The 24,721-nt window shown below is 65.3% G+C and carries 29 protein-coding genes; 4 read left to right on the top strand and 25 right to left on the bottom strand.

Features of this window, described 5'->3' with window-relative positions; genetic code table 11:
• Positions 1-5 precede the first annotated feature (5 nt).
• The 20 genes from rpsQ to L2U69_RS15970 all read right to left on the bottom strand — a co-directional run bounded on the left by rpsQ (position 6) and on the right by L2U69_RS15970 (position 14,239).
• Positions 6-269: a 30S ribosomal protein S17 gene (rpsQ, locus tag L2U69_RS15875; protein WP_236108110.1), complete on the bottom strand. Its 264-nt coding sequence runs from the start codon at positions 267-269 to the stop codon at positions 6-8.
• A gap of 34 nt (positions 270-303) precedes the next feature.
• Positions 304-510 (bottom strand): 50S ribosomal protein L29, encoded by a 207-nt coding sequence (gene rpmC, locus L2U69_RS15880; protein WP_236108111.1) that lies wholly within the window; start codon positions 508-510, stop codon positions 304-306.
• A 2-nt stretch (positions 511-512) separates the two neighbouring features.
• Positions 513-932, bottom strand: a complete 420-nt coding sequence (gene rplP / locus L2U69_RS15885; protein WP_236108112.1) for a 50S ribosomal protein L16 — start codon at positions 930-932, stop codon at positions 513-515.
• A gap of 6 nt (positions 933-938) precedes the next feature.
• On the bottom strand, positions 939-1,715 hold the full coding sequence (gene rpsC, locus L2U69_RS15890; protein ID WP_236108113.1) for a 30S ribosomal protein S3: 777 nt from the start codon (positions 1,713-1,715) through the stop codon (positions 939-941).
• Between the two features lie 4 nt (positions 1,716-1,719).
• On the bottom strand, positions 1,720-2,106 hold the full coding sequence (gene rplV, locus L2U69_RS15895; RefSeq protein ID WP_236108114.1) for a 50S ribosomal protein L22: 387 nt from the start codon (positions 2,104-2,106) through the stop codon (positions 1,720-1,722).
• Between the two features lie 2 nt (positions 2,107-2,108).
• Positions 2,109-2,387 carry a 30S ribosomal protein S19 gene (gene rpsS / locus L2U69_RS15900; RefSeq protein WP_236108115.1) on the bottom strand — a complete coding sequence of 93 codons (279 nt, stop codon included), beginning with the start codon at positions 2,385-2,387 and terminating at the stop codon, positions 2,109-2,111.
• Between the two features lie 11 nt (positions 2,388-2,398).
• The gene (gene rplB / locus L2U69_RS15905; protein ID WP_236108116.1) at positions 2,399-3,232 is read right to left on the bottom strand and encodes a 50S ribosomal protein L2; all 834 of its coding nucleotides are present in this window, start codon (positions 3,230-3,232) and stop codon (positions 2,399-2,401) included.
• A 3-nt stretch (positions 3,233-3,235) separates the two neighbouring features.
• The gene (locus L2U69_RS15910) at positions 3,236-3,529 is read right to left on the bottom strand and encodes a 50S ribosomal protein L23 (RefSeq protein WP_236108117.1); all 294 of its coding nucleotides are present in this window, start codon (positions 3,527-3,529) and stop codon (positions 3,236-3,238) included.
• Positions 3,526-4,143, bottom strand: a complete 618-nt coding sequence (gene rplD / locus L2U69_RS15915) for a 50S ribosomal protein L4 (RefSeq protein ID WP_236108118.1) — start codon at positions 4,141-4,143, stop codon at positions 3,526-3,528. Before rplD ends, L2U69_RS15910 begins: the two co-directional genes overlap by 4 nt.
• 3 nt (positions 4,144-4,146) lie before the next feature.
• The gene (rplC, locus tag L2U69_RS15920; RefSeq protein WP_236108119.1) at positions 4,147-4,857 is read right to left on the bottom strand and encodes a 50S ribosomal protein L3; all 711 of its coding nucleotides are present in this window, start codon (positions 4,855-4,857) and stop codon (positions 4,147-4,149) included.
• A 10-nt stretch (positions 4,858-4,867) separates the two neighbouring features.
• Positions 4,868-5,176 (bottom strand): 30S ribosomal protein S10, encoded by a 309-nt coding sequence (gene rpsJ, locus L2U69_RS15925; protein ID WP_236108120.1) that lies wholly within the window; start codon positions 5,174-5,176, stop codon positions 4,868-4,870.
• A 29-nt stretch (positions 5,177-5,205) separates the two neighbouring features.
• Positions 5,206-6,396 (bottom strand): elongation factor Tu, encoded by a 1,191-nt coding sequence (gene tuf, locus L2U69_RS15930; protein ID WP_236108121.1) that lies wholly within the window; start codon positions 6,394-6,396, stop codon positions 5,206-5,208.
• A 33-nt stretch (positions 6,397-6,429) separates the two neighbouring features.
• Positions 6,430-8,508: an elongation factor G gene (fusA, locus tag L2U69_RS15935; RefSeq protein WP_236108122.1), complete on the bottom strand. Its 2,079-nt coding sequence runs from the start codon at positions 8,506-8,508 to the stop codon at positions 6,430-6,432.
• Between the two features lie 12 nt (positions 8,509-8,520).
• The gene (rpsG, locus tag L2U69_RS15940) at positions 8,521-8,991 is read right to left on the bottom strand and encodes a 30S ribosomal protein S7 (protein ID WP_236108123.1); all 471 of its coding nucleotides are present in this window, start codon (positions 8,989-8,991) and stop codon (positions 8,521-8,523) included.
• Between the two features lie 11 nt (positions 8,992-9,002).
• On the bottom strand, positions 9,003-9,374 hold the full coding sequence (gene rpsL, locus L2U69_RS15945; protein WP_109922754.1) for a 30S ribosomal protein S12: 372 nt from the start codon (positions 9,372-9,374) through the stop codon (positions 9,003-9,005).
• Between the two features lie 330 nt (positions 9,375-9,704).
• Positions 9,705-10,154, bottom strand: coding sequence for an EamA family transporter (locus L2U69_RS15950; RefSeq protein WP_236108124.1), 450 nt, complete (start codon positions 10,152-10,154; stop codon positions 9,705-9,707).
• Between the two features lie 16 nt (positions 10,155-10,170).
• Positions 10,171-11,574 carry an AtzE family amidohydrolase gene (locus L2U69_RS15955; RefSeq protein WP_236108125.1) on the bottom strand — a complete coding sequence of 468 codons (1,404 nt, stop codon included), beginning with the start codon at positions 11,572-11,574 and terminating at the stop codon, positions 10,171-10,173.
• Positions 11,571-11,783, bottom strand: a complete 213-nt coding sequence (locus tag L2U69_RS15960) for a DUF4089 domain-containing protein (protein WP_236108126.1) — start codon at positions 11,781-11,783, stop codon at positions 11,571-11,573. Before L2U69_RS15960 ends, L2U69_RS15955 begins: the two co-directional genes overlap by 4 nt.
• A 163-nt stretch (positions 11,784-11,946) precedes the next feature.
• Complete coding sequence (locus L2U69_RS15965) at positions 11,947-13,530, bottom strand: hypothetical protein (RefSeq protein WP_236108127.1); 1,584 nt, start codon at positions 13,528-13,530, stop codon at positions 11,947-11,949.
• Positions 13,531-13,546: 16 nt separating this feature from the next.
• Positions 13,547-14,239, bottom strand: coding sequence for a cysteine hydrolase family protein (locus tag L2U69_RS15970; protein ID WP_236108128.1), 693 nt, complete (start codon positions 14,237-14,239; stop codon positions 13,547-13,549).
• Between the two features lie 218 nt (positions 14,240-14,457).
• On the opposite strand from L2U69_RS15970, the gene hpxZ reads away from it, so the two are divergent.
• Complete coding sequence (gene hpxZ, locus L2U69_RS15975) at positions 14,458-14,868, top strand: oxalurate catabolism protein HpxZ (RefSeq protein WP_236108129.1); 411 nt, start codon at positions 14,458-14,460, stop codon at positions 14,866-14,868.
• A gap of 66 nt (positions 14,869-14,934) precedes the next feature.
• Here hpxZ and L2U69_RS15980 read toward each other — a convergent pair whose 3' ends face one another.
• The 4 genes from L2U69_RS15980 to L2U69_RS15995 all read right to left on the bottom strand — a co-directional run bounded on the left by L2U69_RS15980 (position 14,935) and on the right by L2U69_RS15995 (position 18,732).
• Positions 14,935-16,023, bottom strand: coding sequence for a TRAP transporter substrate-binding protein (locus tag L2U69_RS15980; protein ID WP_236108130.1), 1,089 nt, complete (start codon positions 16,021-16,023; stop codon positions 14,935-14,937).
• A gap of 27 nt (positions 16,024-16,050) precedes the next feature.
• Positions 16,051-17,373 carry a TRAP transporter large permease gene (locus tag L2U69_RS15985; RefSeq protein WP_236108131.1) on the bottom strand — a complete coding sequence of 441 codons (1,323 nt, stop codon included), beginning with the start codon at positions 17,371-17,373 and terminating at the stop codon, positions 16,051-16,053.
• Positions 17,370-17,879 carry a TRAP transporter small permease subunit gene (locus L2U69_RS15990; RefSeq protein WP_329605417.1) on the bottom strand — a complete coding sequence of 170 codons (510 nt, stop codon included), beginning with the start codon at positions 17,877-17,879 and terminating at the stop codon, positions 17,370-17,372. Before L2U69_RS15990 ends, L2U69_RS15985 begins: the two co-directional genes overlap by 4 nt.
• 85 nt (positions 17,880-17,964) lie before the next feature.
• Positions 17,965-18,732, bottom strand: a complete 768-nt coding sequence (locus tag L2U69_RS15995; RefSeq protein ID WP_236108133.1) for an SDR family NAD(P)-dependent oxidoreductase — start codon at positions 18,730-18,732, stop codon at positions 17,965-17,967.
• A gap of 161 nt (positions 18,733-18,893) precedes the next feature.
• On the opposite strand from L2U69_RS15995, the gene L2U69_RS16000 reads away from it, so the two are divergent.
• The 3 genes from L2U69_RS16000 (at position 18,894) to L2U69_RS16010 (ending at position 20,322) form a co-directional block, all read left to right on the top strand.
• On the top strand, positions 18,894-19,685 hold the full coding sequence (locus L2U69_RS16000; protein ID WP_236108134.1) for a helix-turn-helix transcriptional regulator: 792 nt from the start codon (positions 18,894-18,896) through the stop codon (positions 19,683-19,685).
• Positions 19,686-19,748: 63 nt separating this feature from the next.
• Positions 19,749-20,003: a ribbon-helix-helix domain-containing protein gene (locus L2U69_RS16005; RefSeq protein WP_236108135.1), complete on the top strand. Its 255-nt coding sequence runs from the start codon at positions 19,749-19,751 to the stop codon at positions 20,001-20,003.
• 7 nt (positions 20,004-20,010) lie between these two features.
• Complete coding sequence (locus L2U69_RS16010) at positions 20,011-20,322, top strand: type II toxin-antitoxin system RelE/ParE family toxin (protein ID WP_236108136.1); 312 nt, start codon at positions 20,011-20,013, stop codon at positions 20,320-20,322.
• Between the two features lie 156 nt (positions 20,323-20,478).
• On the opposite strand, the gene rpoC is transcribed toward L2U69_RS16010, so the two are convergent.
• Complete coding sequence (gene rpoC / locus L2U69_RS16015) at positions 20,479-24,660, bottom strand: DNA-directed RNA polymerase subunit beta' (protein ID WP_236108137.1); 4,182 nt, start codon at positions 24,658-24,660, stop codon at positions 20,479-20,481.
• Between the last annotated feature and the right edge of the window lie 61 nt (positions 24,661-24,721).

Genomic DNA, 24,721 nt, shown 5'->3' on the forward strand with positions numbered 1-24,721 from the left:
CGGCGTCAGGCCTGGGTAATGGGCTGCCCGTCCGCGCCCACGGCGCCGATGACCACCCAGGTCTTCAGCTTCGAGAGCGGACGGCATTCTTCGATGTTCACGATGTCACCGACCTTGTACTGGTTGGTTTCATCGTGTGCGTGGTACTTCTTCGACCGACGCACAACTTTCTTCATGACCGGGTGCATCACGCGGCGCTCGACCTTGACCACGACGGTCTTGTCGGTCTTGTCGCTGACGACGACGCCCTGCATCACTCGCTTCGGCATCTGGTTTCTCCCAAAGACGCGTTCCTCGGCCCGATCAGGCCGAGGCAGCCGCCTTTTCCTTCAGAACGGTCAGGATCTTCGCGATCTCGCGACGCACGGCCCCCTGCCGGGCCGTATTCTCAAGCTGGCCGGTCGCCTTCTGAAAGCGCAGGTTGAACTGCTCCTTCTTCAGGACCGTCAGACGGTCAGTCAACTCGTCGGTCGTCTTGAGGCGCAGATCTGTAGCCTTGACGCTCGCCATTTTCAAGCTCCCTCACCAAGCCGGGTGACGAATTTCGTCGCGATCGGCAGTTTGGCGGCGCCGCGGGCGAAAGCCTCGCGCGCCAGGTCCACCGGCACACCGTCCATCTCGAACATGATGCGACCGGGCTTCACGCGGCAGACCCAGAGCTCGGGCGAACCCTTGCCCTTACCCATGCGGACTTCGGTCGGCTTCTTCGAAACCGGCACGTCCGGGAAGATGCGGATCCAGACGCGACCCTGACGCTTGATGTGGCGGGTGATCGCGCGGCGGCAGGCTTCGATCTGGCGCGCCGTGATGCGCTCCGGCTCCAGGGCCTTCAGGCCGAAGGCGCCGAAGTTGAGCGCGGTGCCGCCCTTGGCATTGCCGTGGATCCGGCCCTTGAAGGCCTTGCGGAACTTAGTACGCTTCGGTTGCAGCATGGCGAATTACTCCGCGTCGGGCTCGGCCTGCGCCGGCTGGCCGCGGCCGCGATCGCCCCGGCGGTCACGCCGGTCGCGATGCTCGCGCGGCTCGCGCTCGGGGCGGGCCTGATTGGCTTGCTCGGCCAGGCGCTTGTCCTGGGCCATCGGGTCGTGGGCCATGATCTCGCCCTTGAACACCCAGACCTTCACGCCGCAGGTGCCCATGGCGGTATGCGCCGTGCCGAGACCGAAATCGATGTCCGCGCGAAGCGTGTGCAGGGGCACGCGGCCCTCGCGGTACCATTCGATGCGGGCGATTTCGGCACCGCCGAGACGGCCGCCGCAGTTGATGCGGATGCCGCCGGCGCCGAGGCGCATGGCCGACTGCACCGAGCGCTTCATGGCGCGGCGGAAGGCCACGCGGCGCTCGAGCTGCTGGGCGATGTTCTCGGCGATCAGCTTGGCGTCGATCTCGGGCTTGCGGATCTCGACGATGTTCAGGCTGACCTCGGACTTGGTCATCTTGGCGAGTTCGGCGCGCAGCTTCTCGATGTCCGCGCCCTTCTTGCCGATGACCACGCCCGGACGGGCGGTATGGATGGTCACGCGGCACTTCTTGGCCGGACGCTCGATCACGACGCGGGCGATGCCAGCCGAGGAGAGCTTCTTCTCGAGGAACTTGCGGATCTTCAGGTCTTCATGGAGAAGCCCGGCGAAGTCCTTCTTGCTCGCGTACCAGCGGGAATCCCAGGTGCGGTTGATCCCGAGGCGCAGGCCGATCGGATTGACTTTCTGACCCATCGCCTTACTCCTCCGCCGCCTCGGCGCGTTCACGCACGACGACGGTGATGTTCGAGAATTCCTTGACGACGCCCGCCGCGCGGCCACGGGCGCGCGCATGGAAGCGGCGCATGGCCAGCGAACGACCGACGGTCGCCTGCGACACCACCAGGCTGTCGATGTCCAGCTGGTGGTTGTTCTCGGCGTTGGCGATCGCGCTCTCGAGCACCTTCTTCACGTCGCGCGCGATGTGCTTCTTCGAGAAGGTCAGCTCGGCCAGCGCGGTCGAGACCGCCTTGCCGCGGATCTGCTGCGCGACGAGGTTCAGCTTGCGGGTCGACGAACGCAGGTTGTTGCCGATCGCCATCGCCTCGTTCTCGGCCACCCGGCGAGGGTTCTTGGACTGGGACATCCTTACTTCCTCTTCGCCTTCTTGTCGGCGGCGTGGCCATAGTAGGTCCGCGTCGGCGCGAATTCGCCGAGCTTGTGACCGACCATGTCCTCGTTCACCAGCACGGGGATGAACTTGTGGCCGTTGTAGACGCCGAACGTCAGCCCCAGGAACTGGGGCAGAATGGTCGAGCGGCGCGACCAGGTCTTGATGACTTCCTTGCGGCCCGAGGTGCGAGTGGCTTCTGCCTTCTTCAGCAGATAACCGTCGACGAACGGACCTTTCCAAACTGAGCGAGTCACGGCGGTCTCCGTTACTTCTTCTTGGCGTGACGCGAGCGCAGGATGAAGGCGTCGGACCGCTTGTTGTTGCGGGTCCGCTTGCCCTTCGTCGGCTTGCCCCAAGGCGTCACGGGATGGCGACCGCCGGAGGTCCGGCCTTCACCACCACCATGCGGGTGATCGATCGGGTTCATCGCGACACCGCGAACCGACGGGCGGATGCCCATCCAGCGCGCGCGGCCGGCCTTGCCGATCTTGGTGTTCTGGTTGTCGGGGTTCGAGACGGCACCGACCGAGGCGAGGCATTCGCCGCGAATCATGCGCTGCTCGGTCGACGACAGCCGAACGATGACATAGGCGCCGTCGCGACCCACGATCTGGGCGTAGGTCCCGGCGGAGCGGGCGATGGCGCCGCCCTTGCCGATCTTCATCTCCACATTGTGGACGATGGTGCCGATCGGCAGGTTCTTCAGGGGCGCGGCATTGCCCGGCTTCACGTCCACACGCTCGCCCGAGACGACGGTATCGCCCACGGCCAGGCGCTGCGGCGCCAGGATGTAGGAGAGTTCGCCGTCCTCATAGCGGATGAGGGCGATGAAGGCGGTGCGGTTCGGATCATATTCGATCCGTTCCACCGTCGCCGGCACGTCGAACTTGCGGCGCTTGAAGTCCACCAGGCGGTAGGCCTTCTTGTGACCGCCACCGACGCGGCGCATGGTGATGCGGCCGTGGTTGTTGCGGCCGGCGTTCTTCGTCAGGCCTTCGGTCAGGGTCTTGACCGGCTTGCCCTTGTAGAGGCCGGAGCGGTCGATCAGCACCGTGCCGCGGAGCGACGGGGTGATCGAGCGGAAAGTCTTCAACGCCATGGCTTAGATCCCGGTCGTCACGTCGATCGACTGGCCCTCGGCCAGGGTCACGACGGCCTTCTTGACATCCGACCGCTTGCCGATGCGACCACGGAAACGCTTGGTCTTGCCTTCGGTGCGGATGGTGTTGACGGCGGTCACCTTCACCTGGAACAGCTTCTCGACGGCGGCACGGATTTCCGGCTTGGTCGCGGTCAGCGGCACCTTGAAGACAACCTGGTTATGCTCCGACGCGGCGGTGGACTTTTCAGTGATCACCGGCGACAGGATGATGTCGTAATGGTTCAGCTCGCTCATTTCAGGCGGGCCTCCAGGCTTTCGACCGCCGCCTTGGTCAGCACCAGCTTCTCACGACGCAGGATGTCGTAGACGTTGGCGCCGATCGTGGGCAGCACGTCGACATGCGGAATGTTGCGGGCGGCGCGGGCGAAGCCCTCGTTCAGCTCGGCGTCGACCACCAGGACCGAATTCCAGCCGAGGGTCGCGAACTTCGCCTTCAGGGCGGCGGTCTTGCCGTCCTCGAAAGCGGCGTTCTCGAGAACGATCAGCTGACCGGCCTGAGCCTTCGCCGAAAGCGCGTTGCGCAGCGCGAGCTTGCGCACCTTCTTCGGCAGGTCGAAGCCATGATCGCGCACCACTGGCCCCATGGGCTTGAAGCCGCCGCGGAACTGGGTGGCCTTCTTCGAGCCGTGACGGGCATGGCCCGTCCCCTTCTGGCGGTACATCTTCTTGGTGGTCGCGGTGATCTCGCCCTTGGTCTTCACGCGGTGCGTGCCGGCCTGGCGCTTCGCCAACTGCCACAGCACCATGCGGTGCAGGATGTCGGCGCGCGGCTCCAGACCGAAGACCTCGTCGGCGAGGTCGATCGAACCGGCGACGGTCGCGTCGAGGGTCGTAATGTCGGCCTTCATCTATCAGCCCTCCGTCGACGCGGGCGCTTCTTCAGCGACCGGCGCCTTCTTCACCGCACCCGGCAGGGGCAGCTCGCCGTGCTTCGCCTTCACGGCGTCGCGCACGAGCACATAGGAGCCCTTGGCACCCGGGACGGCACCCTTGACCAGGATGAGGCCCCGGCCTTCATCCACCTTGGCCACTTCGAGGTTCTGCACGGTCACGCGCTCGGCACCCAGGTGGCCGGCCATCTTCTTGCCCTTGAACACCTTGCCGGGGTCCTGGCGCTGGCCGGTCGAACCGTGGGAGCGATGCGAGATCGAGACGCCGTGGGTGGCGCGCAGGCCGCCGAAGTTCCAGCGCTTCATGACGCCCTGGAACCCCTTGCCCTTGCTCTCGCCGGTCACGTCGATCTTCTGGCCGGGCACGAAATGCTCGGCCGAAAGCTCGTCGCCGACGTTCAGCATGGCGTCTTCCGTCACGCGGAATTCGACCAGCTTCATCTTCGGCGCGACGTTGGCCTTCGCATAATGGCCACGCATCGGCTTCGACACGTTCTTGACCTTGGCCGTGCCCGAGCCGAGCTGAACGGCGGTGTAGCCGTCGTTCTCGACCGTGCGGGTGGCGACGACCTGCAGGCTGTCGATCTGCAGCACCGTCACCGGCACATGGGCGCCGTCGGCCGCAAAGAGCCGCGTCATCCCGATTTTCTTGGCGATCACACCGGAACGCATGGCATCACCCTCAGAGCTTGATCTCGACGTCGACGCCGGCGGCGAGGTCGAGCTTCATCAGCGCGTCCACCGTCTGGGGCGTCGGGTCGACGATGTCGAGGAGACGCTTGTGAGTCCGAATCTCGAACTGCTCGCGGCTCTTCTTGTCGATGTGCGGCGAACGCAGCACCGTGAATTTTTCGATCCGGGTCGGCAGCGGGATCGGTCCCCGAACCCGCGCACCGGTCCGCTTCGCCGTATTGACGATCTCGCTGGTCGACTGGTCGAGCACGCGATGATCGAACGCCTTCAGGCGGATGCGGATATTCTGGCTGTCCATCTCAACAATCCTCGAACGCGCGCCCGGCCTTACTTGTCGATTCCGGCGACGACGCCGGCACCGACGGTGCGGCCGCCCTCGCGGATCGCGAAGCGAAGACCTTCGTCCATCGCGATCGGGGCGATCAGCTCGACCGTCATCGCGACATTGTCACCCGGCATCACCATCTCGACGCCGTCCGGCAGCGTCACGATGCCGGTCACGTCCGTCGTCCGGAAATAGAACTGCGGACGGTAGTTGGTGAAGAACGGGGTGTGGCGCCCGCCCTCTTCCTTCGTCAGGATGTAGGCTTCGGCCTTGAACTTCGTGTGCGGCGTGATCGAGCCCGGCTTCGCCAGAACCTGACCGCGCTCCACGTCGTCGCGACCAACGCCGCGCAGCAGCGCGCCGATGTTGTCGCCCGCCTCGCCCTGGTCCAGCAGCTTGCGGAACATCTCGACGCCGGTCACCGTCGTCTTCTTCGTCGCGCGAAGACCGACAATCTCGATTTCCTCGCCGACCTTCACGATGCCGCGCTCGACACGGCCGGTCACGACGGTGCCGCGGCCCGAGATCGAGAACACGTCCTCGATCGGCATCAGGAACGGACGGTCCTTCGGACGCTCCGGCTGCGGGATGTAGTCGTCAACCGCCGCCATCAGCTCCAGAACCGCGTCATGACCCAGCTTCTTGTCCGAGTCGTTCAGCGCGCACAGCGCCGAGCCCCGGATCACCGGAATGTCGTCGCCCGGGAAGTCGTAGGACGACAGCAGCTCGCGAACCTCGAGCTCCACAAGGTCCAGCAGCTCCTCGTCGTCGACCATGTCGCACTTGTTCAGGAACACCACCAGCGACGGCACGCCCACCTGGCGCGCCAGCAGAATGTGCTCGCGGGTCTGCGGCATCGGGCCGTCGGCAGCCGACACGACCAGGATCGCGCCGTCCATCTGCGCCGCACCCGTGATCATGTTCTTCACATAGTCGGCGTGGCCCGGGCAGTCGACGTGCGCGTAGTGCCGGTTCGCCGTCTCGTATTCGACGTGCGCCGTCGAGATCGTGATGCCCCGCGCGCGCTCCTCCGGCGCCTTGTCGATCATGTCATAGGCCGTGAACGACGCACCGCCCGTCTCCGCCAGGACCTTGGTGATCGCCGCCGTCAGCGACGTCTTGCCATGGTCGACGTGACCGATCGTACCGATGTTGCAATGCGGCTTGTCCCGCTTGAAACTTTCCTTGGCCATTCTAGGCTCTCCGTAACGTTATCGGTTGCGAACTCAGGCGTACTTCGCGCGGACTTCGTCCGCGACGGCCTGAGGCACCGGCTCGTAATGAGCGAAAACCATGGAATAATTCGCACGACCCTGGGTCATGGAACGCAGCGTGTTGATGTAGCCGAACATGTTCGCGAGCGGCACGAGGGCGTTGATCTCCGTGGCATTGCCGGGAGCCGCTTCCGTGCCCTGGATCTGGCCGCGACGGGAGTTCAGATCACCGATGACCGAGCCGACATATTCGTCGGGCGTGGTCACGCCGACCTTCATCACCGGCTCGAGCAGCTTCGGACCCGCCTTCTCCATGCCTTCCTTGAAGGCGGCACGGGCGGCGATTTCGAAGGCGAGAACCGAGGAGTCGACGTCATGGTAGGCGCCGTCGATCAGGGTGGCCTTGAAGTCGATCATCGGGAAGCCGGCGATCACGCCATTGTCCGCGACCGAGTCGATGCCCTTCTGGACGCCGGGGATGTATTCCTTCGGCACCGAACCGCCGACGATCGCGCTCTCGAACGCACGGCCCTTGCCGGCTTCCTGCGGCTCGAACACGATCTTGACGCGGGCAAACTGGCCCGTGCCGCCGGTCTGCTTCTTGTGGGTGTAATCCACTTCGGCACGCTTGGTGATCGTCTCGCGGTAGGCGACCTGCGGCGCGCCGATGGCGGCTTCCACCTTGTAGGTGCGCTTCAGGATGTCGACCTTGATGTCGAGATGCAGCTCGCCCATGCCCTTCAGGATGGTCTGGCCCGACTCGTTGTCGGTCGAGACGCGGAACGAGGGATCCTCGGCGGCCAGCTTGCTGAGCGCGATGCCCAGCTTTTCCTGGTCGGCCTTGGACTTCGGCTCGATCGAGATCTCGATGACCGGCTCCGGGAATTCCATCTTCTCGAGGATGACCGGGCTCGACGGATCGCACAGGGTGTCACCGGTGCGGGTTTCCTTCAGGCCGGCCAGCGCGACGATGTCGCCGGCATAGGCTTCCTTCACGTCCTCGCGGCTGTTCGCGTGCATCTGCAGCATGCGGCCGACGCGCTCGCGCTTGTCCTTGGTCGAATTGAGGACCGAGGTGCCCGACTCGAGCTTGCCCGAATAGACGCGGCAGAAGGTGATGGTGCCGACGAAGGGGTCGTCCATGATCTTGAACGCGAGGACCGAGGTCGGCTCGTCGTCCGAGGAATGGCGCAGGACTTCCTCTTCCGTCTTCACGTCGATGCCGCGGATCGCGGGCACGTCGAGCGGCGACGGCATGTAGTCGACGACGGCGTCGAGCAGGGGCTGCACACCCTTGTTCTTGAAGGCGGAACCGTTCAGCACCGGCACGAAGGCGAGCGAGATCGTGCCCTTGCGGATGCAGGCCTTCAGGGTCGCCTCGTCCGGCTCGTTGCCTTCGAGATAGGCTTCCATGGCCGCGTCGTCCATTTCGACGGCGGTCTCGACCAGGGTCTGGCGATATTCGGCGGCCTTCTCGGCGTATTCGGCCGGAATGTCGACGATGTCGAACTTCGCGCCCAGCGACTCGTCCTGCCAGATGATCGCCTTCATCTTCACAATGTCGATGACGCCGGCGTATTCGGACTCGGAGCCGACCGGGATCGACAGCACGAGCGGACGCGCGCCCAGGCGATCGACGATCATGTCGACGCAGCGGTAGAAGTTGGCGCCGGTGCGGTCCATCTTGTTGACGAAGCACATGCGCGGCACGTGGTACTTGTCGGCCTGGCGCCACACGGTCTCGGACTGCGGCTCGACACCGGCGACGCTGTCGAACACGGCCACGGCACCGTCGAGCACACGCAGCGAACGCTCCACCTCGATGGTGAAGTCGACGTGGCCCGGGGTGTCGATGATGTTCACCCGGTGGTCGTTCCAGAAGCAGGTCGTCGCGGCGGACGTGATGGTGATGCCGCGCTCCTGCTCCTGCTCCATCCAGTCCATGGTGGCGGCGCCGTCATGGACTTCGCCGATCTTATGGGAACGGCCGGTGTAGTAGAGGATGCGCTCGGTCGTGGTGGTCTTGCCGGCATCGATGTGGGCCATGATGCCGATATTGCGGTACCGATCCAGCGGCGTAGTGCGAGGCATGATACGCTCCCGTTACCAGCGATAGTGCGAGAAGGCCTTGTTGGCCTCCGCCATGCGGTGGGTGTCTTCGCGCTTCTTCACGGCCGTGCCGCGGTTGTTCACCGCATCCATGAGTTCGCCCGACAGGCGCTCGGTCATGGTGTTCTCGGAACGCTTGCGCGCCGAGGCGATGAGCCAGCGGATGGCCAGGGCCTGGCTGCGGTCGTGGCGGACTTCCACCGGAACCTGGTAGGTCGCGCCGCCGACGCGGCGGCTGCGGACCTCGATCGCCGGGCGGACGTTCGCCAGGGCGTCGTGGAACACGCGGATCGGGTCCTGACCCATCTTCGACTGGATACGGTCGAAGGCGCCGTAGACGATGGTCTCGGCGGCGGACTTCTTGCCGTCGTACATCAGGCTGTTCATGAACTTGGTCACGACGATGTCGCCGAACTTCGGATCGGGCAGGACTTCGCGCTTCTCGGCACTGTGGCGGCGAGACATGTGGCCTCTCCTTACTTGGGACGCTTCGCGCCGTACTTCGAACGGCGCTGCTTGCGGTTCTTCACGCCCTGCGTATCGAGGACGCCGCGGATGATGTGGTAGCGCACACCCGGCAAGTCCTTGACGCGGCCGCCACGGATCAGGACCACGGAGTGCTCCTGAAGATTGTGGCCTTCGCCGGGGATGTAGGAGGTCACTTCGAAACCGTTGACCAGACGCACGCGCGCGACCTTGCGAAGCGCCGAGTTCGGCTTCTTCGGGGTCGTGGTGTAGACGCGGGTGCAGACACCGCGCTTCTGGGGGTTGCCGGTGATGGCCGGAACCTTGTTGCGAAACGCCGGCTTCTGACGCGGCTTACGGAGCAACTGATTGATGGTCGGCATCAGTCCCTGCCTTCTCTTCCCTCGTTCGGGTCACGCAAGCTCCGCCAGAAGTGTCAAAGAGCGGTCTTACGCAACAAAGCCGGCCATGCAGTACCTTATTCGGCACTGCCGCCGACCAAATCTCGTGGCCCTCTACCGCGCCGAAGCGCCGTATCGGGCCGATGTCCGGTTACTCGTACTCGTCGACGCCGCGTTTAGGTTGAACCCCTACCACCGCCGTCCGAGTGGAGGCGCGAACATATGGGGGGCCTTACGAGTCGTCAAGCGGAAAGCTGCGGCGGCGGAAACATGACCCATGCGGCAGCCGCAGGCCTGTCCTTCTTACGCCGGTCAGGGCCGAAAGGCCAGGAGCACGGCGCCACCCGCGACCATCGCGACCCCCAGCCAATTGACCGCCGACAGCCGCTCGCCGAGGAAGATGGCGGCGAAGACGGCGACGAAGACGATGCTGAGCTTGTCGACCGGCGCCACCCGGGCGGCATCGCCGAGTTTCAGCGCCCTGAAATAGCAGAGCCACGACGCCCCCGTGGCCGCCCCCGACAGCACGAGGAACAGCCAACTCCGCCCCGGCACGCCGGCGGGCGACTGCCAGTGGCCGGAAGCCCAGAGGATGCCGGCGGTGAAGCAGAGGATGACGACGGTGCGCACGAAGGTCGCGAAATCGGGATCGACCTCGGCCACGCCGATCTTGGCGAGGATCGCCGTCAGGGCCGCGAAGCCGGCCGCCAGCAGGGCCCAGAACAGCCAGCCGGACGGCCAGGCGGACAGCAGGTCGCGCATTGCCCCTTCTCCCCTCTCAGGCGGGACCCGGCACCGGCGCCGCGACGACGCCGGCCGCCTCGAGCGCGGCGGCGGCGCGAAGAACGAGATCCTCGCGCCAGGGCGCGGCGATGAGTTGGACGCCGATGGGCAGCCCGCCGGGTGCCGCGGCCGGCACCGGCACGGCGCAGACCGGCAGGCCGATCGCGGAGATCGGCTGGGTGAAGAGGCCGAACATGGGGCGCAGCGGCACGGTCTTGCCGCGCAGGTCCATGGTCTTCTGGCCGACCTTCGGCGCGCACATGGGGGTGGCGGGCGCGATCAGCAGGTCGAATTCCTCGAACAGGGCCGCCGCCCGGCCGGCGTACCAGCGCCGCACCTGATGGGCCCGGACCGACCAGGCGGCGGGCAGCAGGGCGCCGGCGAGGAAACGGTCCCGCGTCTCGGGATCGAAGTCCGCCGCCCTGGCGCGCAGCCGGCCCAGGTGAAAGGCGGCGCTTTCCGTATTGGTGATGATGAAGGCCGCGGCCCTGCCTTCCGCCGCCCCCTCCAGTTCGACGGTCGCGCGGGCGCCCAAGGCCCCGGCCACCAGACCGACGGCGCGCGCCGCCTCGGGCATGCCTTCGGTATCGAAGTGACCGCCGAGCACGGCGACCTGCAACCCGCCGATGCCGGCATCCAGGATCGGCGAGACGGCTTCGACCGGCCGCTTCACGCAGGCGTGGTCCTCCGCGTCGTGCCCCTGCATCAGGTCGTAGGCGAGAGCGAGGTCGGCCGTGCAGCGGGCGAAGGGCCCCAGATGGTCGAGACTGTCGCAGAAGGGAAAGCTGCGGCTGCGCGGCAGGCGGCCATAGGTCGGCTTCAGGCCGAAGATGCCGCACAGCGACGACGGCACCCGGATCGAGCCGTTGGTGTCGGAGCCGAGCGAGATCGGCGCCAGCCCGCCCCCGGTGGCGGCACCGCAGCCGGACGAGGAGCCGCCGGCCATATGGTCCGGGTCGTGGGGGTTGCGGCAGGCGCCGTCGTGAAAATTCTCGCCCGTGAAGTCATAGGCGTATTCGCCCATGTTCAGGCCGCCCAGGATGACCGCGTCCGCCGCCAGCAGGCGTTCCACCAGCACGGCGTCGCGCCGTGCCGGGTTGCGCTCGCGGTTGATCAGGCTGCCGGCCCGCGTCGGCAGGTCCTCGAGATCGAACAGATTCTTCACCGCGAAGGGCACGCCGGCCAGCGGCCCCAGGCGCTCGCCCCTGGCGTGGCGATCGTCGATCGCCTGGGCGATGGCGAGTGCCCGTTCGGCGGTGACGTCGGTATAGGCGTTCAGAGTGGGATCGACGGTCGCGATCCGGTCGAGAAAGAGGCGCGTGACCGCGACGGCGGTGGTGCGCCCGTCGCGGACGGCGGATGCGATCTCATGGGCCGGGGCGAAGGGATCGACGCTCATGCCCCCTCTCCCTTGGGTGCCACCGGCTCGAAGGTGCCGTCGAGGTCCAGGGTATCGGCCGGCACCGGCGCCGCTTCGACCAGGGCCGCCATGTCGGCGGCGAGCTTCAGGAACTGGAGAACGCCGGGGCGCTGCGACGGGGTGATGGTCAGGCCGAGAAGGGCGGCATTGGCGTCTAGACAGGCTTCGGGATCGAAATCGGCAGGCATGAGCACCTCGAACGGACGGCGACAGGCAGGCAGGCCATGGGCAGAGCATACAGTGAAAAAGGTGCCGCCCCGAGACGCTTCTCGGCGGGCCGGGAAGCGTCTCGGGGCGGTGTGGCGCCGGGATCCCGCGGGAGACCCCGAAAGCGGCCTTGTGGTGCGAGCCCTATTCCGCGGGTTCGGGGACCGGGTGATTGTGCCCGCCCCCGACGTTGACGGCCGACGGCACGACCCGGCGCGAGGCGAGCGCCAGGAAGGCGGCGACCAGGACATAGCCGGCGACCACCGTCGGGCTTTCGCCGATGCCGATCGAATGGCTGTGCATGAAGCCGAAGAAGGTCAGCGCCGCCGCCGCCAGGGCGAAGATGCTGGCCTTCATGAACTGGCGTTCGATGATGAAGACGGCGATGGCGCCGAGCATCAGCCCGCCCAGGATGGCGCCGCCGCCGAGCACTTCGAGCCCGTGGTAGAGCACGCCGTTCATGCCGAGCTTGTCGATGCCGACGGCCGCCGCCGAGGTGCCGGCGGCGCCGAGGGCGCCGTCGATCTGAACCTTGGCCCAATCCGCCAGATGGGGCGTCAGCGCCAGCACGATGGCGGGGGCATGGCGATGCGGGGTCTCCTGGAAGGCCTGGGAGCCGATGAGCATGCCGATATAGAGAAGGATGGGCGAGATCGCCACGACCGGCACCAGGGCCAGCAGCACGGCGATGATGCCGAACCACGACAGCACGATGACCATGGCGCCGACGGCCGCCGAATAGCCGATGCGCCCGCCCATGGCCTTCCAGCCCGGATGGCCGATATAGACCGCGTTGATGAAGGGATTGCCCATCAGGCAGCCGATCAGGGAGACGACGCCGTCCGCCGTCAGCACCCGCGTGGTCGGATAGGCGTCGCCCGCGACTTCCGCCGATTCCACATTGTCCATGGCCTCGACAAGGTCGTAGATGCCGAAGGGAATGGCGGTGACCAGGATGATGCCGAGGAAGTTGAAGCCGTGGAAGACATGGTCGAAGGCCGGGATCGGGATCGAGAAACCGAAGGACGAGAAGGCCTCGCCCAGCCCCGCGACCGACATGCCGCCGAAATCGAAGCCGAACAGGGTGGAGCCCCAGGCGATGACCATGCCGGCGGCGATGGCGACCAGACCGGCCGGAATGCCCTTCGGATATTTCAGCCCGCCGAACCAGGCCATGAGGATGACGCAGAAACAGGCGAGCCCGATCACCGGCGTCATGAACATCTCCAGCGCCGGCTTCATCGAGATGAAGGTGACCGAGACGCCGGCCAGCGTGCCGAGGAGGGCGGCGCGCGGCGTGATGCGCCGGATATAGGGCGCGACGAAGCCGCCGACCATCAGCACGAAGCTCTGGATGAAGACCCAGGTCAGGCCCGCTTCCCAGCCCATGATCGGATCGCCGGTCGAAAGCGAGATCGGCAGCATGATGACGAAGGTGACGACGAACATATGCGGCACGGAAATGCCGGACGGCAGGGCGCAGACGTCGGTGCGCCCGGTCTTCAGCGCCAGCCGATAGGCGAGAAATGCGTAATATCCGGTCGACAGGCACATCATCAGGCCCATGGCGGGCAGGATGCGGCCGAAGACGATGTCGTCCGGCATCTTGAGGACGAAGCGCAACAGGCCGGTCAGCACCAGCATGTTGACGAGGATGTTGGTGCCGAACCCGAAGAAGGCGTTGAAGTCGCCCGGTGTCCAGATTTTCGGCTTGGTAAGCGCCGTCATGATCCCACCCCCTGCACTATTCCGCCGCTTCTGCGGCGGATGCCTCGAGCGCCGAAACGACCCTGGCCGCATCGGTCACCCACCCAAAGATGCCGCCTTGCGCCTTCACCATGCGCAGCGCGACGTCGTGAAATTCGGGAAAATAGGAACCGCAGGCGTCGCCCACGGCAATGCAGCGATAGCCGCGGTCGTTGCCCTCGCGGATCGTCGTGTGGACGCAGACCTCGGTGGTGACGCCGCAGACCAGCAGCGTGTCGATCGCCTTGTTGGCGAGGACGAGCCCGAGGTCGGTGGCGAAGAAGGCCCCCTTGCCCGGCTTGTCGATCACCACCTCGCCCTCGATCGGATAGAGTTCGGGGATGATGTCCTGGCCCGGTTCGCCCCGGATCAGGATCCGGCCCATGGGCCCCGGCGCGCCGATCCTGTGGGTCGGGCTGCCCCGGTTCACCTTGGCCGGCGGCGCGTCGGAAAGATCGGGGCGATGGCCCTCGCGGGTGTGGACGACCAGCATGCCGGCACGGCGCGCCGCCGCCAGCAGGGCCTTGGCCGGCGGGATCGCCTTCGCCAGCAGGGAGACGTCGTTGCCCAGCGTCTCGCCGAAACCGCCAGGTTCGAGAAAGTCGCGCTGCATGTCGATGATGACCAGCGCCGTCTTCTCGACCGACGCGCTGATCTTCCCCGGCTCTGCATCGATGATCATCGTCGTCATGCCCAGCCTCCTTTGTTGTCTTGTATGCAATGCAAGAGGCGGACCAAGCCCCACCGCACCTGCGAATGCGGCGTAGCCGTCTGTTTTCAAAGGGTATTTGGAGAGGTCGTGAAGTGATTAAACTGTATGCGAGGCATTGTTGATGCTCAAAAAAACAGCATGTATACAATTTATAATCAGTGACGCCGCAAAATGGCCCGTTTGCGCAGGAGAGCAGGATGAGTGAGACGCCCCTTCCCGGCCCGGTCCCGGGCTTCGCCGTCGACGATCCGGCGACCGTCGCCGAAATCACGGCGGCCTTCGAGGCCTACGAGCGGGCGCTGATGGCGAACGACGTCGCGGCACTCGGCTATTTCTTCTGGTCCGATCCCCGGGTGCTGCGCTACGGCCCGACCGAGAACCTCTATGGCCCGGAAGCGATCGCGAACTATCGCGCGGCGCGCGACGTGACCGACATGGCCCGGCGCCTGGAAAACACCCGCATCCACGCCTTCGGTCCCGATTTCGGGGTGGCCAATACCGAATATGTCCGCCTGAAGTCCGGCAAGCGCGGCCGCCAGACCCAGGTCTGGGCCCGCCTCGCCGACGGCTGGCGCATCGTCTCGGCCCACGTCAGCCTTTTGCCCTGAAACCCAAGAGGGAACGCAAAAGGGCGGAACCTCGCGGCTCCGCCCTTCTTTCGCGCCGGAACGCGGTCAGCCGCAGGAATAGAGACCGCCGGCCTTGTTGATGATGCCGTTGTATTCCTTGAAGATGCCGACGACCTTGGCCTTCAGCTCGCTCTCGGCCGCGATCTCGTCCCAGAACTTCAGGGCGGCCTGCTCCACCTGGCCCCATTCGCCGGCGGGAATGGTGCGCAGCTTCAGCTTGTCGCCGGTGGCGCGCAGCTTCGCCTCGCCGCCCCAGTACCACTGGTTGCGATAGGTGTGGCTGGCCTCGACGCAGGCCATGTAGAGCTCCTTCAGGTGCTCCGGCAGCTCCATCCACTTCTTCTCGTTGGCATACCAGGAACCGATCCAGGCGCCGGAGATATTGTTGGTCAGGAAGTGGTCGGTGACGTCGGCCCAGCCCACCGTGTAATCCTCGGTGATGCCCGACCAGGACATGCCGTCCAATTCGCCCGTCTGCACCGCGACCTGCACGTCCTCATAGGGCAGCGTCACCGGCACCACGCCGAACTGGGCGAGGAAACGGCCGGCGGTCGGGAAAGTGTAGAGGCGCAGCCCCTCCAGATCGGCGAGCGACTTCACTTCCTTCTTGGTGTTGAAGTTGCACGGATCCTGCCCCGCGGCCGAAAGCCAGACCACGCCGCCCGCCTTCTTGTAGGCGTCGCGCCAGATGTCGGCCAGGCCGTATTGCTGGAACAGGGTCGGCACGTCGAGAGCGTGCTTGGTGGCGAAGGGGAAGTAACCGCCGAAGACCGAAACCTCGACCGGCGCCGACATGCTGTCATCGTCGGAATGGACGGCGTCGATGGTGCCGTTCTGGAGCGCGCGGAACAGCTCGCCCGTCGGCACCAGCTGGTCGGCGTAATAGACCTCGATCTCCATCTCGCCGTTGGCCGCCTTGTTGAAGGCGTCGACGAAGGGCTTGGTCACGAACTGGCCGAGGACGGAACCGGCATAGGTCTGCAGGCGCCACTTGATGGGTTCCGCCGCCTTGACGTAGGGCGCGCCGATCGTGGTGGCCGCCGCCGTGGCGACGGCACCGGTGCCCGCCTTCTTCATGAAATCGCGCCGGCTGGTGCTCTTGGGCGCCGTCAGGTCCTTGATCTTCTTCGTCATCATCTGCCTCCACAATGAACGCTGGTCTCAGCCGTAGAAGTAATCGGGCAGCCAGGTGGCTATCCCCGGGAAAGCGCCGATGATGATGAGCGTGAAGATCATCAGCGCGACGAAAGGCACGATGGAGCGATAGATGTCCGGCAGCGTGATCTCGGGCGGCGCCATCGATCGCATCAGGAAGAGGTTGTAGCCGAAGGGCGGCGTCAGATAGGCGACCTGGCAGGTGATGGTGTAGAGCACGCCGTACCAGATCAGGTTGAAGTCCAGTTCCGCCGCCAGCGGGATGAACAGCGGCGCCACGATCACCAGCATCGCCGTATCGTCGAGGAAGACGCCGAGGATGAGGAAGGTGAGCTGCATCAGGATCAGCACCGTCCAGCGGTCGAGGCCGAGGTCGGCGAGGAAGAGCTGCTCGATCGACTTCACCGCGCCCAGCCCGTCGAACACCGCGCCGAAGCAGAGCGCCGCCAGGATGATCCACATGAACATGCAGGAGATCGCCAGCGTCTTCCGCGTCGTGTCGTGCAGCACCTTCCAGGTCATGCGCCCGCGCGCGATGGCGGCGACGATGGAGGCGGTGGCGCCGACGGCCGAGCTTTCGACCAGGCTGGTGACGCCGGTCAGGAACAGCCCGGTCATGGAGACGAAGATCGCGAGCGGAATGATGCCGGCGCGCAGCAGGGCGAACTTGTCGGACCAGGAATAGCTGGCGCGCTCCTCCTTCGACAGCGGCGGACCGAGATGCGGCTGAAACCCGTTCCGTATCACGATGTAGAGGATGAACAGCGCCGCCATCAGGAGGCCGGGAAAGACGCCGGCCATCCACAGATGCCCGACCGGCTGGCGCGCGATCATGCCGTAGAGCACGAGGACGACCGAGGGCGGCACCAGGATGCCGAGGGTCGAGCCCGCCTGGATGACGCCGGTCACCATGATCTTGTCATAGCCCCGGCGCAGCAGTTCCGGCATGGCGATGGTGGCGCCGACCGCCATGCCGGCGACCGAAAGCCCGTTGATCGCCGAGATGATGACCATCAGCAGGATGGTGCCGATGGCGAGCCCGCCCCGGACCGGCCCCATCCAGACGTGGAACATGCGGTAGAGATCGTCGGCGATCCGCGATTCCGCCAGCATGTAACCCATGAAGACGAAGAGCGGCAGGGTCAGCAGCGGATACCACTTCATCAGCTTCATGGCGGCGGAGAAGCTCATCTGCGCCGAACCGTCGCCCCACAGCAGCAGGGCGGAGGCGGCGCCGACGAAACCGATGACCGCGAACACCCGCTGCCCCGTGAGCAGCAGGACCATCATGCTGGAGAACATGAGGAGGGCGATGAGATCGTAGCTCACGAGACGGCCTCGCCCTTGATCACCGCCCAATCCTTGAACAGGATCGCGACCGACTGCAGGAGGGCGAGGCCGATGCCGATGCACATGACCACCTTCACCGGGGCGACATAGGGCCGCCAGGCGGAGAAGCTGCGCTCGCCGGTCTCGAAGGCATAGACCGTACTGTCGATGGCGCCATAGAACAGCAGGCAGATGAAGAACAGCATGGCGAGGTCGGTGAAGATGTTGACCTTGGCCTTGCGCGTCACGGTCCAGCCGCCATAGAGCAGGTCCATGCGCACATGTTCCTCATGTTTCAGCGACCAGGCCCCGCCCAGCAGGTAATAGGCGACCATGACGAACTGGCCCAATTCCACGCCCCAATTGATGGGCAGGAAAAACACCTTCATGATCGACGAATAAAGCAAAAGAAAAAGCAGCGCGAATACGAGGTACATCGCGACGAGGCCAGTGTAATGACTGACCGTATCCATCACTCTTATATAGGTCTTAATCGCTTTCGGCATACGCCCACCCCCGAAACACCATTAAGCCGATCCCGATCAAAGCCTATCTCAGGCCAATGCGGCCCGATACCTAATTTTTAGGCAATCAGGCGGCGCTGAAGCCGTTGTCGACGAAAATTTGTGCACCATTGACGAAGCTCGCCTCGTCGGAGGCGAGGAAGAGGGCCGCCCTGGCGACTTCCTCCGGCTCGCCGATGCGGCCCTGCTGGGCCGCCAGCGCTTCGTCCGAAACGTCGACGCCCAGCGCCTGGAGATCCTTCACCTCGCGAAGGCCGTGGGGTGTCCGGATGAAGCCGGGGCAGACGGCGTTGCAGCGGATGTTGCGGTCGCGGAATTCAACCGCTATGGCGCGGGCGAACATGTGGCACGCGCCCTTGGTGGTGTCGTAGAGCACTTCCATGGGCGTGGCATAGACCGCCGAAATGGAGGACGTGCAGACGATCGAGCCGCCGCCCGCCGCGATCATCCCGGGCAGCACCGCCCGGGTCATCAGGAACATGGAGCGCACGTTGACGGCGTGCAGCCAGTCCCATTCCGAGACCGTGATGTCGAGGAAGGGTTTGATGACGATGGTGCCGGCGTGATTGAACAGGGTGGTGACGGGACCGAGCGCCTCGGTCGCCCTGGTGACGGCGGCCTGGACCTGGGCTTCGTCCGACACGTCGGCGGCGAAGGCTTCGGCCGTGCCGCCGGCGGCGCGGATCGTCTCGACCGTCTCCCGCGCGGCGGCTTCGTTGATGTCGACGATGGCGACCCTGGCCCCTTCCGCCGCGAAGAGTATGGAAGCGGCGCCGCCCATGCCGGTCGCCCCGCCGGAAATGATCGCCACCTTGCCGTCCAGACGCCCCGCCATCGCACATACTCCACAACCGGCCCGCGGCCGTTTGCCGGGCCGCAAATTTGTTTCCTGTGGCGATATGGTGGTTGCTGCGCCCGCGTTGCGTACATATCCCCAAAGGGATAGTTTTTGGGCACTTCAAGGCCCGGCAGCGCGAGGGAGACGCAATCTTGGGCATGGCCCAGTGGCATGACCGCACACCGATACTGGTTTCCCTGATCGGCCGGCCGGATTTCGGCCCGGCGCTGGACCTTGCCCTGTCCCAGGTCGCGGCTTTCGACCTGACCTGTGTCTTCGCCTATCCGGGGGAGGAACGGCCACTTCTGCTCCACGACGGGCTGCGCGGCGTTTCCTCCCCGGCCATCATGGCGAATTACCTTAACGGCACCTATCTGCTGGACGCGGTCTATGCCGCCTGCCGCCGCCCCGTGCCGGACGGCCTGTATCGCCTGCGCGAACTGGCGCCGGACGATTTCTTCGAGGGCGACTATTTCAAGTCACCGGCCGTCCATCCCTGCATTTCGATGGAGACGGGGACCCTGGCGGAAGAGATCGTCTTCATCGCCGCCCTCTCGCCCTCGACCCGCCTCGCCTATTCGCTGATGCGCCAGAACGGCCGCGAGACATTCACCGAGACGGAGATGGAGGCGCTGCGCACCGCCGCCCCCATGGTCACGGCCCTGCTCGCCCAGCACTGGCGCAGCCATGTCCCGGCCGACGGCGCGGTGGACGGCGCCCTCCTCGAACGCGCCTTCTCGAGCTTCCGGCCCGGCACCCTGACGGCTCGGGAACAGACCATCGTCAGCCTGGTGCTGCGCGGCCATTCCTCCCTCTCCATCGCCCGCCTGCTCGATATCGCCGAAGGCACGGTGAAGAACCACCGCAAGCACATCCACGCCAAACTCGGCATCTCCAGCCAGACCGAACTCTTCAACCTGTTCATCGGCCATCTGATCGGGGAGGCGTAGAGCCGGCATTCCAACGTCTTCATTTTTGATTATAATGAAGACGCATATCTTGGAGGATGGCCCGTGTCCCGCACCACGACGATGACCGTCCGCGTCAGCGGCGCCCTCAGCGAATTTGTCGCCTCGAATGTCGGCGAGGACGGCAGCTATGAAAACGTCAGCGAATATATTCGCGACCTCATTCGCCGCGACAAGGAACGGGTGGAGCGTGAAGCCTTCGACCGCCTGAAGGCCGAACTGACGCGAGCTTTCGCCGCGCCCGAGACATCCTACCGGCCGATCACCGCCGCCGAAATCGTCGCCCGCAACGAAGACTGAGCGGCCCATGGCCACGGTCCGCGTCCAGGAATCCGCCACGTTCCGGCTCGACGAGATTTATCGCTATACCCGCGACCGCTGGGGCCGCGATCAAGCCGCCGCCTATATCACCGGCCTCTTCGCCAGCTTCGACATGATCGAGCGCCGGGGCGTGACCTCCCGCCCCATCCCCGCCGAATTCGGCCTCGACGGTTACGTTTATCGTTACCAGCGCCACTTTGTCTATTGGCGCCGGCTCTCTGACGGCGACATCGGTATCGTCACCATCCTGCACGAGCGCATGCATCAGATCGACCGCTTCCGCGACGATTTCGTGTGACGGAACTTGCCCCCATTATCATCCTGACCCGGGCCGAAACCTTTCACGAGCGGGCGCCTTTTCCGGATGAAAGCGTCGGGGCGGCCCGTCCTTTGGCAAAAGAAAAGGCCCGGGACGTCACCGTCCCGGGCCTTGTCGTTCGTGCCGTCACACCGCTCAGGCGGCGTCGGGGTTGTCCTCGACAGCCGGCATGTCGCCGCGTTCGAGGGCCGCCAGTTCCTTGTCGCGGTCGTGGGCGACTTCCTTCAGGCGGTTCATCATGGCGCCGGTACCCGCCGGGATCAGGCGGCCGACGATGACGTTCTCCTTCAGGCCGACCAGGCTGTCGACCTTGCCGGCGGTCGCCGCTTCGGTCAGCACGCGCGTGGTTTCCTGGAAGGACGCCGCAGAGATGAAGGAGCGGGTCTGCAGCGAGGCCTTGGTGATGCCCTGCAGAACCGGGCTGCCGGTCGCGGGGCGCAGGCCCAGCTTGATCGTCCTTGCGTTCTCTTCCTCGAACTCGACGCGGTCCACCTGCTCGCCCTGGAGGAAGGTGGTGGCGCCCGAGTCCTCGATCTCGACCTTCTGCAGCATCTGGCGAACGATCACCTCGATGTGCTTGTCGTTGATCTTCACGCCCTGGAGCCGGTAGACGTCCTGGATCTCGTTGACGAGATAGCGGGCGAGCGCCTCGACGCCCATGACCTTCAGGATGTCGTGCGGCGCCGGATTGCCGTCGAGGAGATAGTCACCCTTCTGGATGATGTCGCCTTCCTGGACCGTGATGTGCTTGCCCTTCGGGATCAGATATTCCTGGGCATCGGCATCGTCGCCTTCCAGCGGCTGCAGGATCAGGCGGCGCTTGTTCTTGTAGTCCTTGCCGAATTCGACACGGCCCGAACGCTCGGCGATAATCGCGTGATCCTTCGGCCGGCGCGCCTCGAACAATTCGGCGACGCGCGGCAGACCGCCGGTGATGTCGCGGGTCTTGGCCGATTCCAGCGGGATACGGGCCAGCACGTCGCCGGCGTTGATCTTGCCGCCGTCCTCGACCGAGAGGATGGAGCCGGCGGCCAGGAAGTAGCGCACTTCCGTGCCGTTCGGCTGCAGGACCGGGTTGCCGGCCTCGTCGCGCAGACCGATGCGGGGACGCAGGTCGCCCGCCTTCGGCTGGCCACGCCAGTCGACCACTTCCTTCGAGGCGATACCCGTCGCCTCGTCCATCACCTCGCGCATCGACACGCCTTCGACGAGGTCCATATAGGCCGCGTAACCTTCGCGTTCCGAGATGATCGGCAGGGTCCGGGGATCCCATTCGACCAGCTTGGTGCCCTTGGTCACGGTCTGGCCGTCGTCGACGAAGAGACGCGCGCCATAGGAGACGCGGTGACGCGCCCGCTCGCGGCCGTTGTTGTCGATCAGGATGAGTTCGCAGTTGCGGCTCATCACGATCATGCGGCCCGAGCCGTCGATGACGATCTGGCGGTTGTTGATCTTCAGCGTACCGTCGATCGTCGCCTCGAGGCTGTTCTTTTCCGAGAACTGCGCCGCGCCGCCGATGTGGAAGGTGCGCATGGTGAGCTGGGTGCCCGGCTCGCCGATCGACTGCGCCGCGATGACGCCCACGGCCTCGCCCATGTTGACGTTGGTGCCACGCGCCAGATCACGGCCATAGCACTTGGCGCAGGCGCCGCCGTCGGCCTCGCAGGTCAGGACCGAACGGATCAGCACCGACTGCACGCCGGCCGCGTTGATACGCTCGACGTCGTCCTCGACGATCATCTCGCCGGCGGCGACCAGCAGGGCCTGCGACGAGGGATCGACCACGTCGACGGCCGCAGTACGGCCGAGGATACGGTCGCCCAGGGGCTCGATGACGTCGCCGCCCTCGACCACTTCGGAGACGGTCAGGCCGTTCGAGGTGCCGCAGTCGTCGATGACGATGATGCAGTCCTGGGCCACGTCGACCAGGCGACGGGTCAGGTAACCCGAGTTCGCCGTCTTCAGGGCGGTGTCGGCCAGACCCTTGCGGGCGCCGTGGGTCGAGTTGAAGTACTCGAGCACGGAGAGGCCTTCCTTGAAGTTCGAGATGATCGGCGTCTCGATGATCTCGCCCGACGGCTTGGCCATCAGGCCGCGCATGCCGGCGAGCTGCTTCATCTGGGCCGCCGAACCGCGGGCACCGGAATGGGCCATCATGTAGATCGAGTTGATCGGCGTGGCGCGGCCGGTCTCCTCGTCGATCACGACCGAGGAGATTTCCTTCATCATCTCGTCCGCGACCTTGTCGGTGCACTGGGCCCAGGCGTCGATGACCTTGTTGTACTTCTCGCCCTGGGTGATCAGGCCGTCGAGATACTGCTGCTCGTATTCCTTGGCCTGCTCCTTGGTCGCGGCGACCAGGGCTTCCTTGGCGTGCGGCACGACCATGTCGTCCTTGCCGAAGGAAATGCCGGCCCGGCACGCACGGTTGAAGCCCAGCGCCATCAGGCGGTCGGCGAAGATCACCGTCTCCTTCTGGCCGCAATGGCGGTAGACCGTGTCGATGACCGTCGAGATGTCCTTCTTGGTCAACAGCTTGTTGATCATGGCGAAGGGCACGAAGGGATGGCGCGGCAGGATCTCGGACAGCAGCATGCGACCCGGCGTGGTCTCGACGCGGACCACGATCGGATTGCCTTCGCCGTCGACCGTGTGCAGGCGCGCGCGGATCTTCGAATGCAGGGTGACCGCCTTGGTATCGAGGGCCGCCTGGATCTCGTTGATGTTGGCGAACGCCATGCCCTCGCCCGGTTCGTTCGGGCGGTCCATGGTCAGATAGTAGATGCCGAGCACGATGTCCTGCGACGGCACGATGATCGGCTTGCCGTTCGCCGGGCTCAGGATGTTGTTGGTCGACATCATGAGGACGCGGGCTTCGAGCTGGGCTTCCAGCGACAGCGGCACATGGACCGCCATCTGGTCACCGTCGAAGTCGGCGTTGAAGGCGGCGCAGACCAGCGGGTGGAGCTGGATCGCCTTGCCCTCGATCAGGGTCGGCTCGAACGCCTGGATGCCAAGACGGTGCAGCGTCGGCGCACGGTTCAGCATGACCGGATGCTCGCGGATCACCTCTTCCAGGATGTCCCAGACTTCCGGACGCTCCTTCTCGACCATCTTCTTCGCCATCTTGATCGTCGTGGCGATGCCCTTCAGGTCGAGCTTGGCATAGATGAACGGCTTGAACAGTTCGAGCGCCATCTTCTTCGGCAGGCCGCACTGATGGAGCTTCAGCTCCGGACCCACCACGATGACCGAACGGCCCGAATAGTCGACGCGCTTGCCGAGGAGGTTCTGGCGGAACCGGCCCTGCTTGCCCTTCAGCATGTCGGAGATCGACTTGAGGGGCCGCTTGTTGGCGCCCGTGATGACGCGGCCGCGACGGCCGTTGTCGAACAGGGCGTCGACCGCCTCCTGCAGCATGCGCTTCTCGTTGCGGACGATGATGTCCGGCGCGCGCAGCTCGATGAGGCGCTTCAGGCGGTTGTTGCGGTTGATGACGCGGCGATAGAGATCGTTCAGATCCGAGGTCGCGAAACGGCCGCCGTCGAGGGGGACGAGCGGGCGCAGTTCCGGCGGAATCACCGGCACGACGGTCAGGATCATCCATTCCGGGCGGTTGCCGGACTCGATGAAGGACTCGATCAGCTTCAGGCGCTTCACGATCTTCTTCGGCTTCGCCTCCGAGGTCGTGGTGGCCAGTTCCTGGCGCAGCTCATCGCGCTCGGTCTCGAGGTCCAGACGCTCCAGCATCTTGCGGATCGCCTCGGCACCGATGCCGGCCTCGAAGCTGTCCTCGCCGTATTCGTCCTGGGCGCGCAGATAATCGTCCTCGTTGAGGAGCTGGTTGCGCTTCAGGGCGGTCAGGCCCGGCTCGGTGACGACATAGTTCTCGAAGTAGAGAATGCGCTCCAGATCCTTCAGCGTCATGTCGAGCAGAAGGCCGATGCGGGACGGCAGCGACTTCAGGAACCAGATGTGCGCGACCGGCGAGGCCAGTTCGATATGGCCCATGCGCTCGCGGCGCACCTTCGAGAGCGTGACTTCGACGCCGCACTTCTCGCAGGTGATGCCGCGATACTTCATGCGCTTGTACTTGCCGCACAGGCACTCGTAGTCCTTGATCGGCCCGAAGATCTTGGCGCAGAACAGGCCGTCCCGCTCCGGCTTGAAGGTGCGGTAGTTGATCGTCTCGGGCTTCTTGATCTCGCCGTGCGACCAGGCGCGGATCTTCTCGGGGCTGGCGATCGAGATCTTGATCTGATCGAAGGCCTGGGTACCGGGAGTTTGCCCGAAAAGGGCCATGACCTCTTGGTTCATCACTTTGCTCCCTCAGGCGCCGCGGGCGTCCCCGCGCGCTCGGTTGCGAAAATCATCATCG

This window comes from Zavarzinia marina (assembly GCF_021568905.1).
Classification (GTDB): Bacteria; Pseudomonadota; Alphaproteobacteria; order Zavarziniales; family Zavarziniaceae; genus Zavarzinia; species Zavarzinia marina.

What these genes read in the sequence shown, in the direction of transcription:
- rpsQ (WP_236108110.1), bottom strand. Translation starts at nt 269, where the DNA reads ATGCCGAAGCGAGTGATGCAGGGCGTCGTCGTCAGCGACAAGACCGAC.
- rpmC (WP_236108111.1), bottom strand. Translation starts at nt 510, where the DNA reads ATGGCGAGCGTCAAGGCTACAGATCTGCGCCTCAAGACGACCGACGAG.
- rplP (WP_236108112.1), bottom strand. Translation starts at nt 932, where the DNA reads ATGCTGCAACCGAAGCGTACTAAGTTCCGCAAGGCCTTCAAGGGCCGG.
- rpsC (WP_236108113.1), bottom strand. Translation starts at nt 1,715, where the DNA reads ATGGGTCAGAAAGTCAATCCGATCGGCCTGCGCCTCGGGATCAACCGC.
- rplV (WP_236108114.1), bottom strand. Translation starts at nt 2,106, where the DNA reads ATGTCCCAGTCCAAGAACCCTCGCCGGGTGGCCGAGAACGAGGCGATG.
- rplB (WP_236108116.1), bottom strand. Translation starts at nt 3,232, where the DNA reads ATGGCGTTGAAGACTTTCCGCTCGATCACCCCGTCGCTCCGCGGCACG.
- L2U69_RS15910 (WP_236108117.1), bottom strand. Translation starts at nt 3,529, where the DNA reads ATGAGCGAGCTGAACCATTACGACATCATCCTGTCGCCGGTGATCACT.
- rplD (WP_236108118.1), bottom strand. Translation starts at nt 4,143, where the DNA reads ATGAAGGCCGACATTACGACCCTCGACGCGACCGTCGCCGGTTCGATC.
- rplC (WP_236108119.1), bottom strand. Translation starts at nt 4,857, where the DNA reads ATGCGTTCCGGTGTGATCGCCAAGAAAATCGGGATGACGCGGCTCTTT.
- rpsJ (WP_236108120.1), bottom strand. Translation starts at nt 5,176, where the DNA reads ATGGACAGCCAGAATATCCGCATCCGCCTGAAGGCGTTCGATCATCGC.
- tuf (WP_236108121.1), bottom strand. Translation starts at nt 6,396, where the DNA reads ATGGCCAAGGAAAGTTTCAAGCGGGACAAGCCGCATTGCAACATCGGT.
- fusA (WP_236108122.1), bottom strand. Translation starts at nt 8,508, where the DNA reads ATGCCTCGCACTACGCCGCTGGATCGGTACCGCAATATCGGCATCATG.
- rpsG (WP_236108123.1), bottom strand. Translation starts at nt 8,991, where the DNA reads ATGTCTCGCCGCCACAGTGCCGAGAAGCGCGAAGTCCTGCCCGATCCG.
- rpsL (WP_109922754.1), bottom strand. Translation starts at nt 9,374, where the DNA reads ATGCCGACCATCAATCAGTTGCTCCGTAAGCCGCGTCAGAAGCCGGCG.
- L2U69_RS15950 (WP_236108124.1), bottom strand. Translation starts at nt 10,154, where the DNA reads ATGCGCGACCTGCTGTCCGCCTGGCCGTCCGGCTGGCTGTTCTGGGCC.
- L2U69_RS15955 (WP_236108125.1), bottom strand. Translation starts at nt 11,574, where the DNA reads ATGAGCGTCGATCCCTTCGCCCCGGCCCATGAGATCGCATCCGCCGTC.
- L2U69_RS15960 (WP_236108126.1), bottom strand. Translation starts at nt 11,783, where the DNA reads ATGCCTGCCGATTTCGATCCCGAAGCCTGTCTAGACGCCAATGCCGCC.
- L2U69_RS15965 (WP_236108127.1), bottom strand. Translation starts at nt 13,530, where the DNA reads ATGACGGCGCTTACCAAGCCGAAAATCTGGACACCGGGCGACTTCAAC.
- L2U69_RS15970 (WP_236108128.1), bottom strand. Translation starts at nt 14,239, where the DNA reads ATGACGACGATGATCATCGATGCAGAGCCGGGGAAGATCAGCGCGTCG.
- hpxZ (WP_236108129.1), top strand. Translation starts at nt 14,458, where the DNA reads ATGAGTGAGACGCCCCTTCCCGGCCCGGTCCCGGGCTTCGCCGTCGAC.
- L2U69_RS15980 (WP_236108130.1), bottom strand. Translation starts at nt 16,023, where the DNA reads ATGACGAAGAAGATCAAGGACCTGACGGCGCCCAAGAGCACCAGCCGG.
- L2U69_RS15990 (WP_329605417.1), bottom strand. Translation starts at nt 17,879, where the DNA reads ATGCCGAAAGCGATTAAGACCTATATAAGAGTGATGGATACGGTCAGT.
- L2U69_RS15995 (WP_236108133.1), bottom strand. Translation starts at nt 18,732, where the DNA reads ATGGCGGGGCGTCTGGACGGCAAGGTGGCGATCATTTCCGGCGGGGCG.
- L2U69_RS16000 (WP_236108134.1), top strand. Translation starts at nt 18,894, where the DNA reads ATGGCCCAGTGGCATGACCGCACACCGATACTGGTTTCCCTGATCGGC.
- L2U69_RS16010 (WP_236108136.1), top strand. Translation starts at nt 20,011, where the DNA reads ATGGCCACGGTCCGCGTCCAGGAATCCGCCACGTTCCGGCTCGACGAG.
- rpoC (WP_236108137.1), bottom strand. Translation starts at nt 24,660, where the DNA reads ATGAACCAAGAGGTCATGGCCCTTTTCGGGCAAACTCCCGGTACCCAG.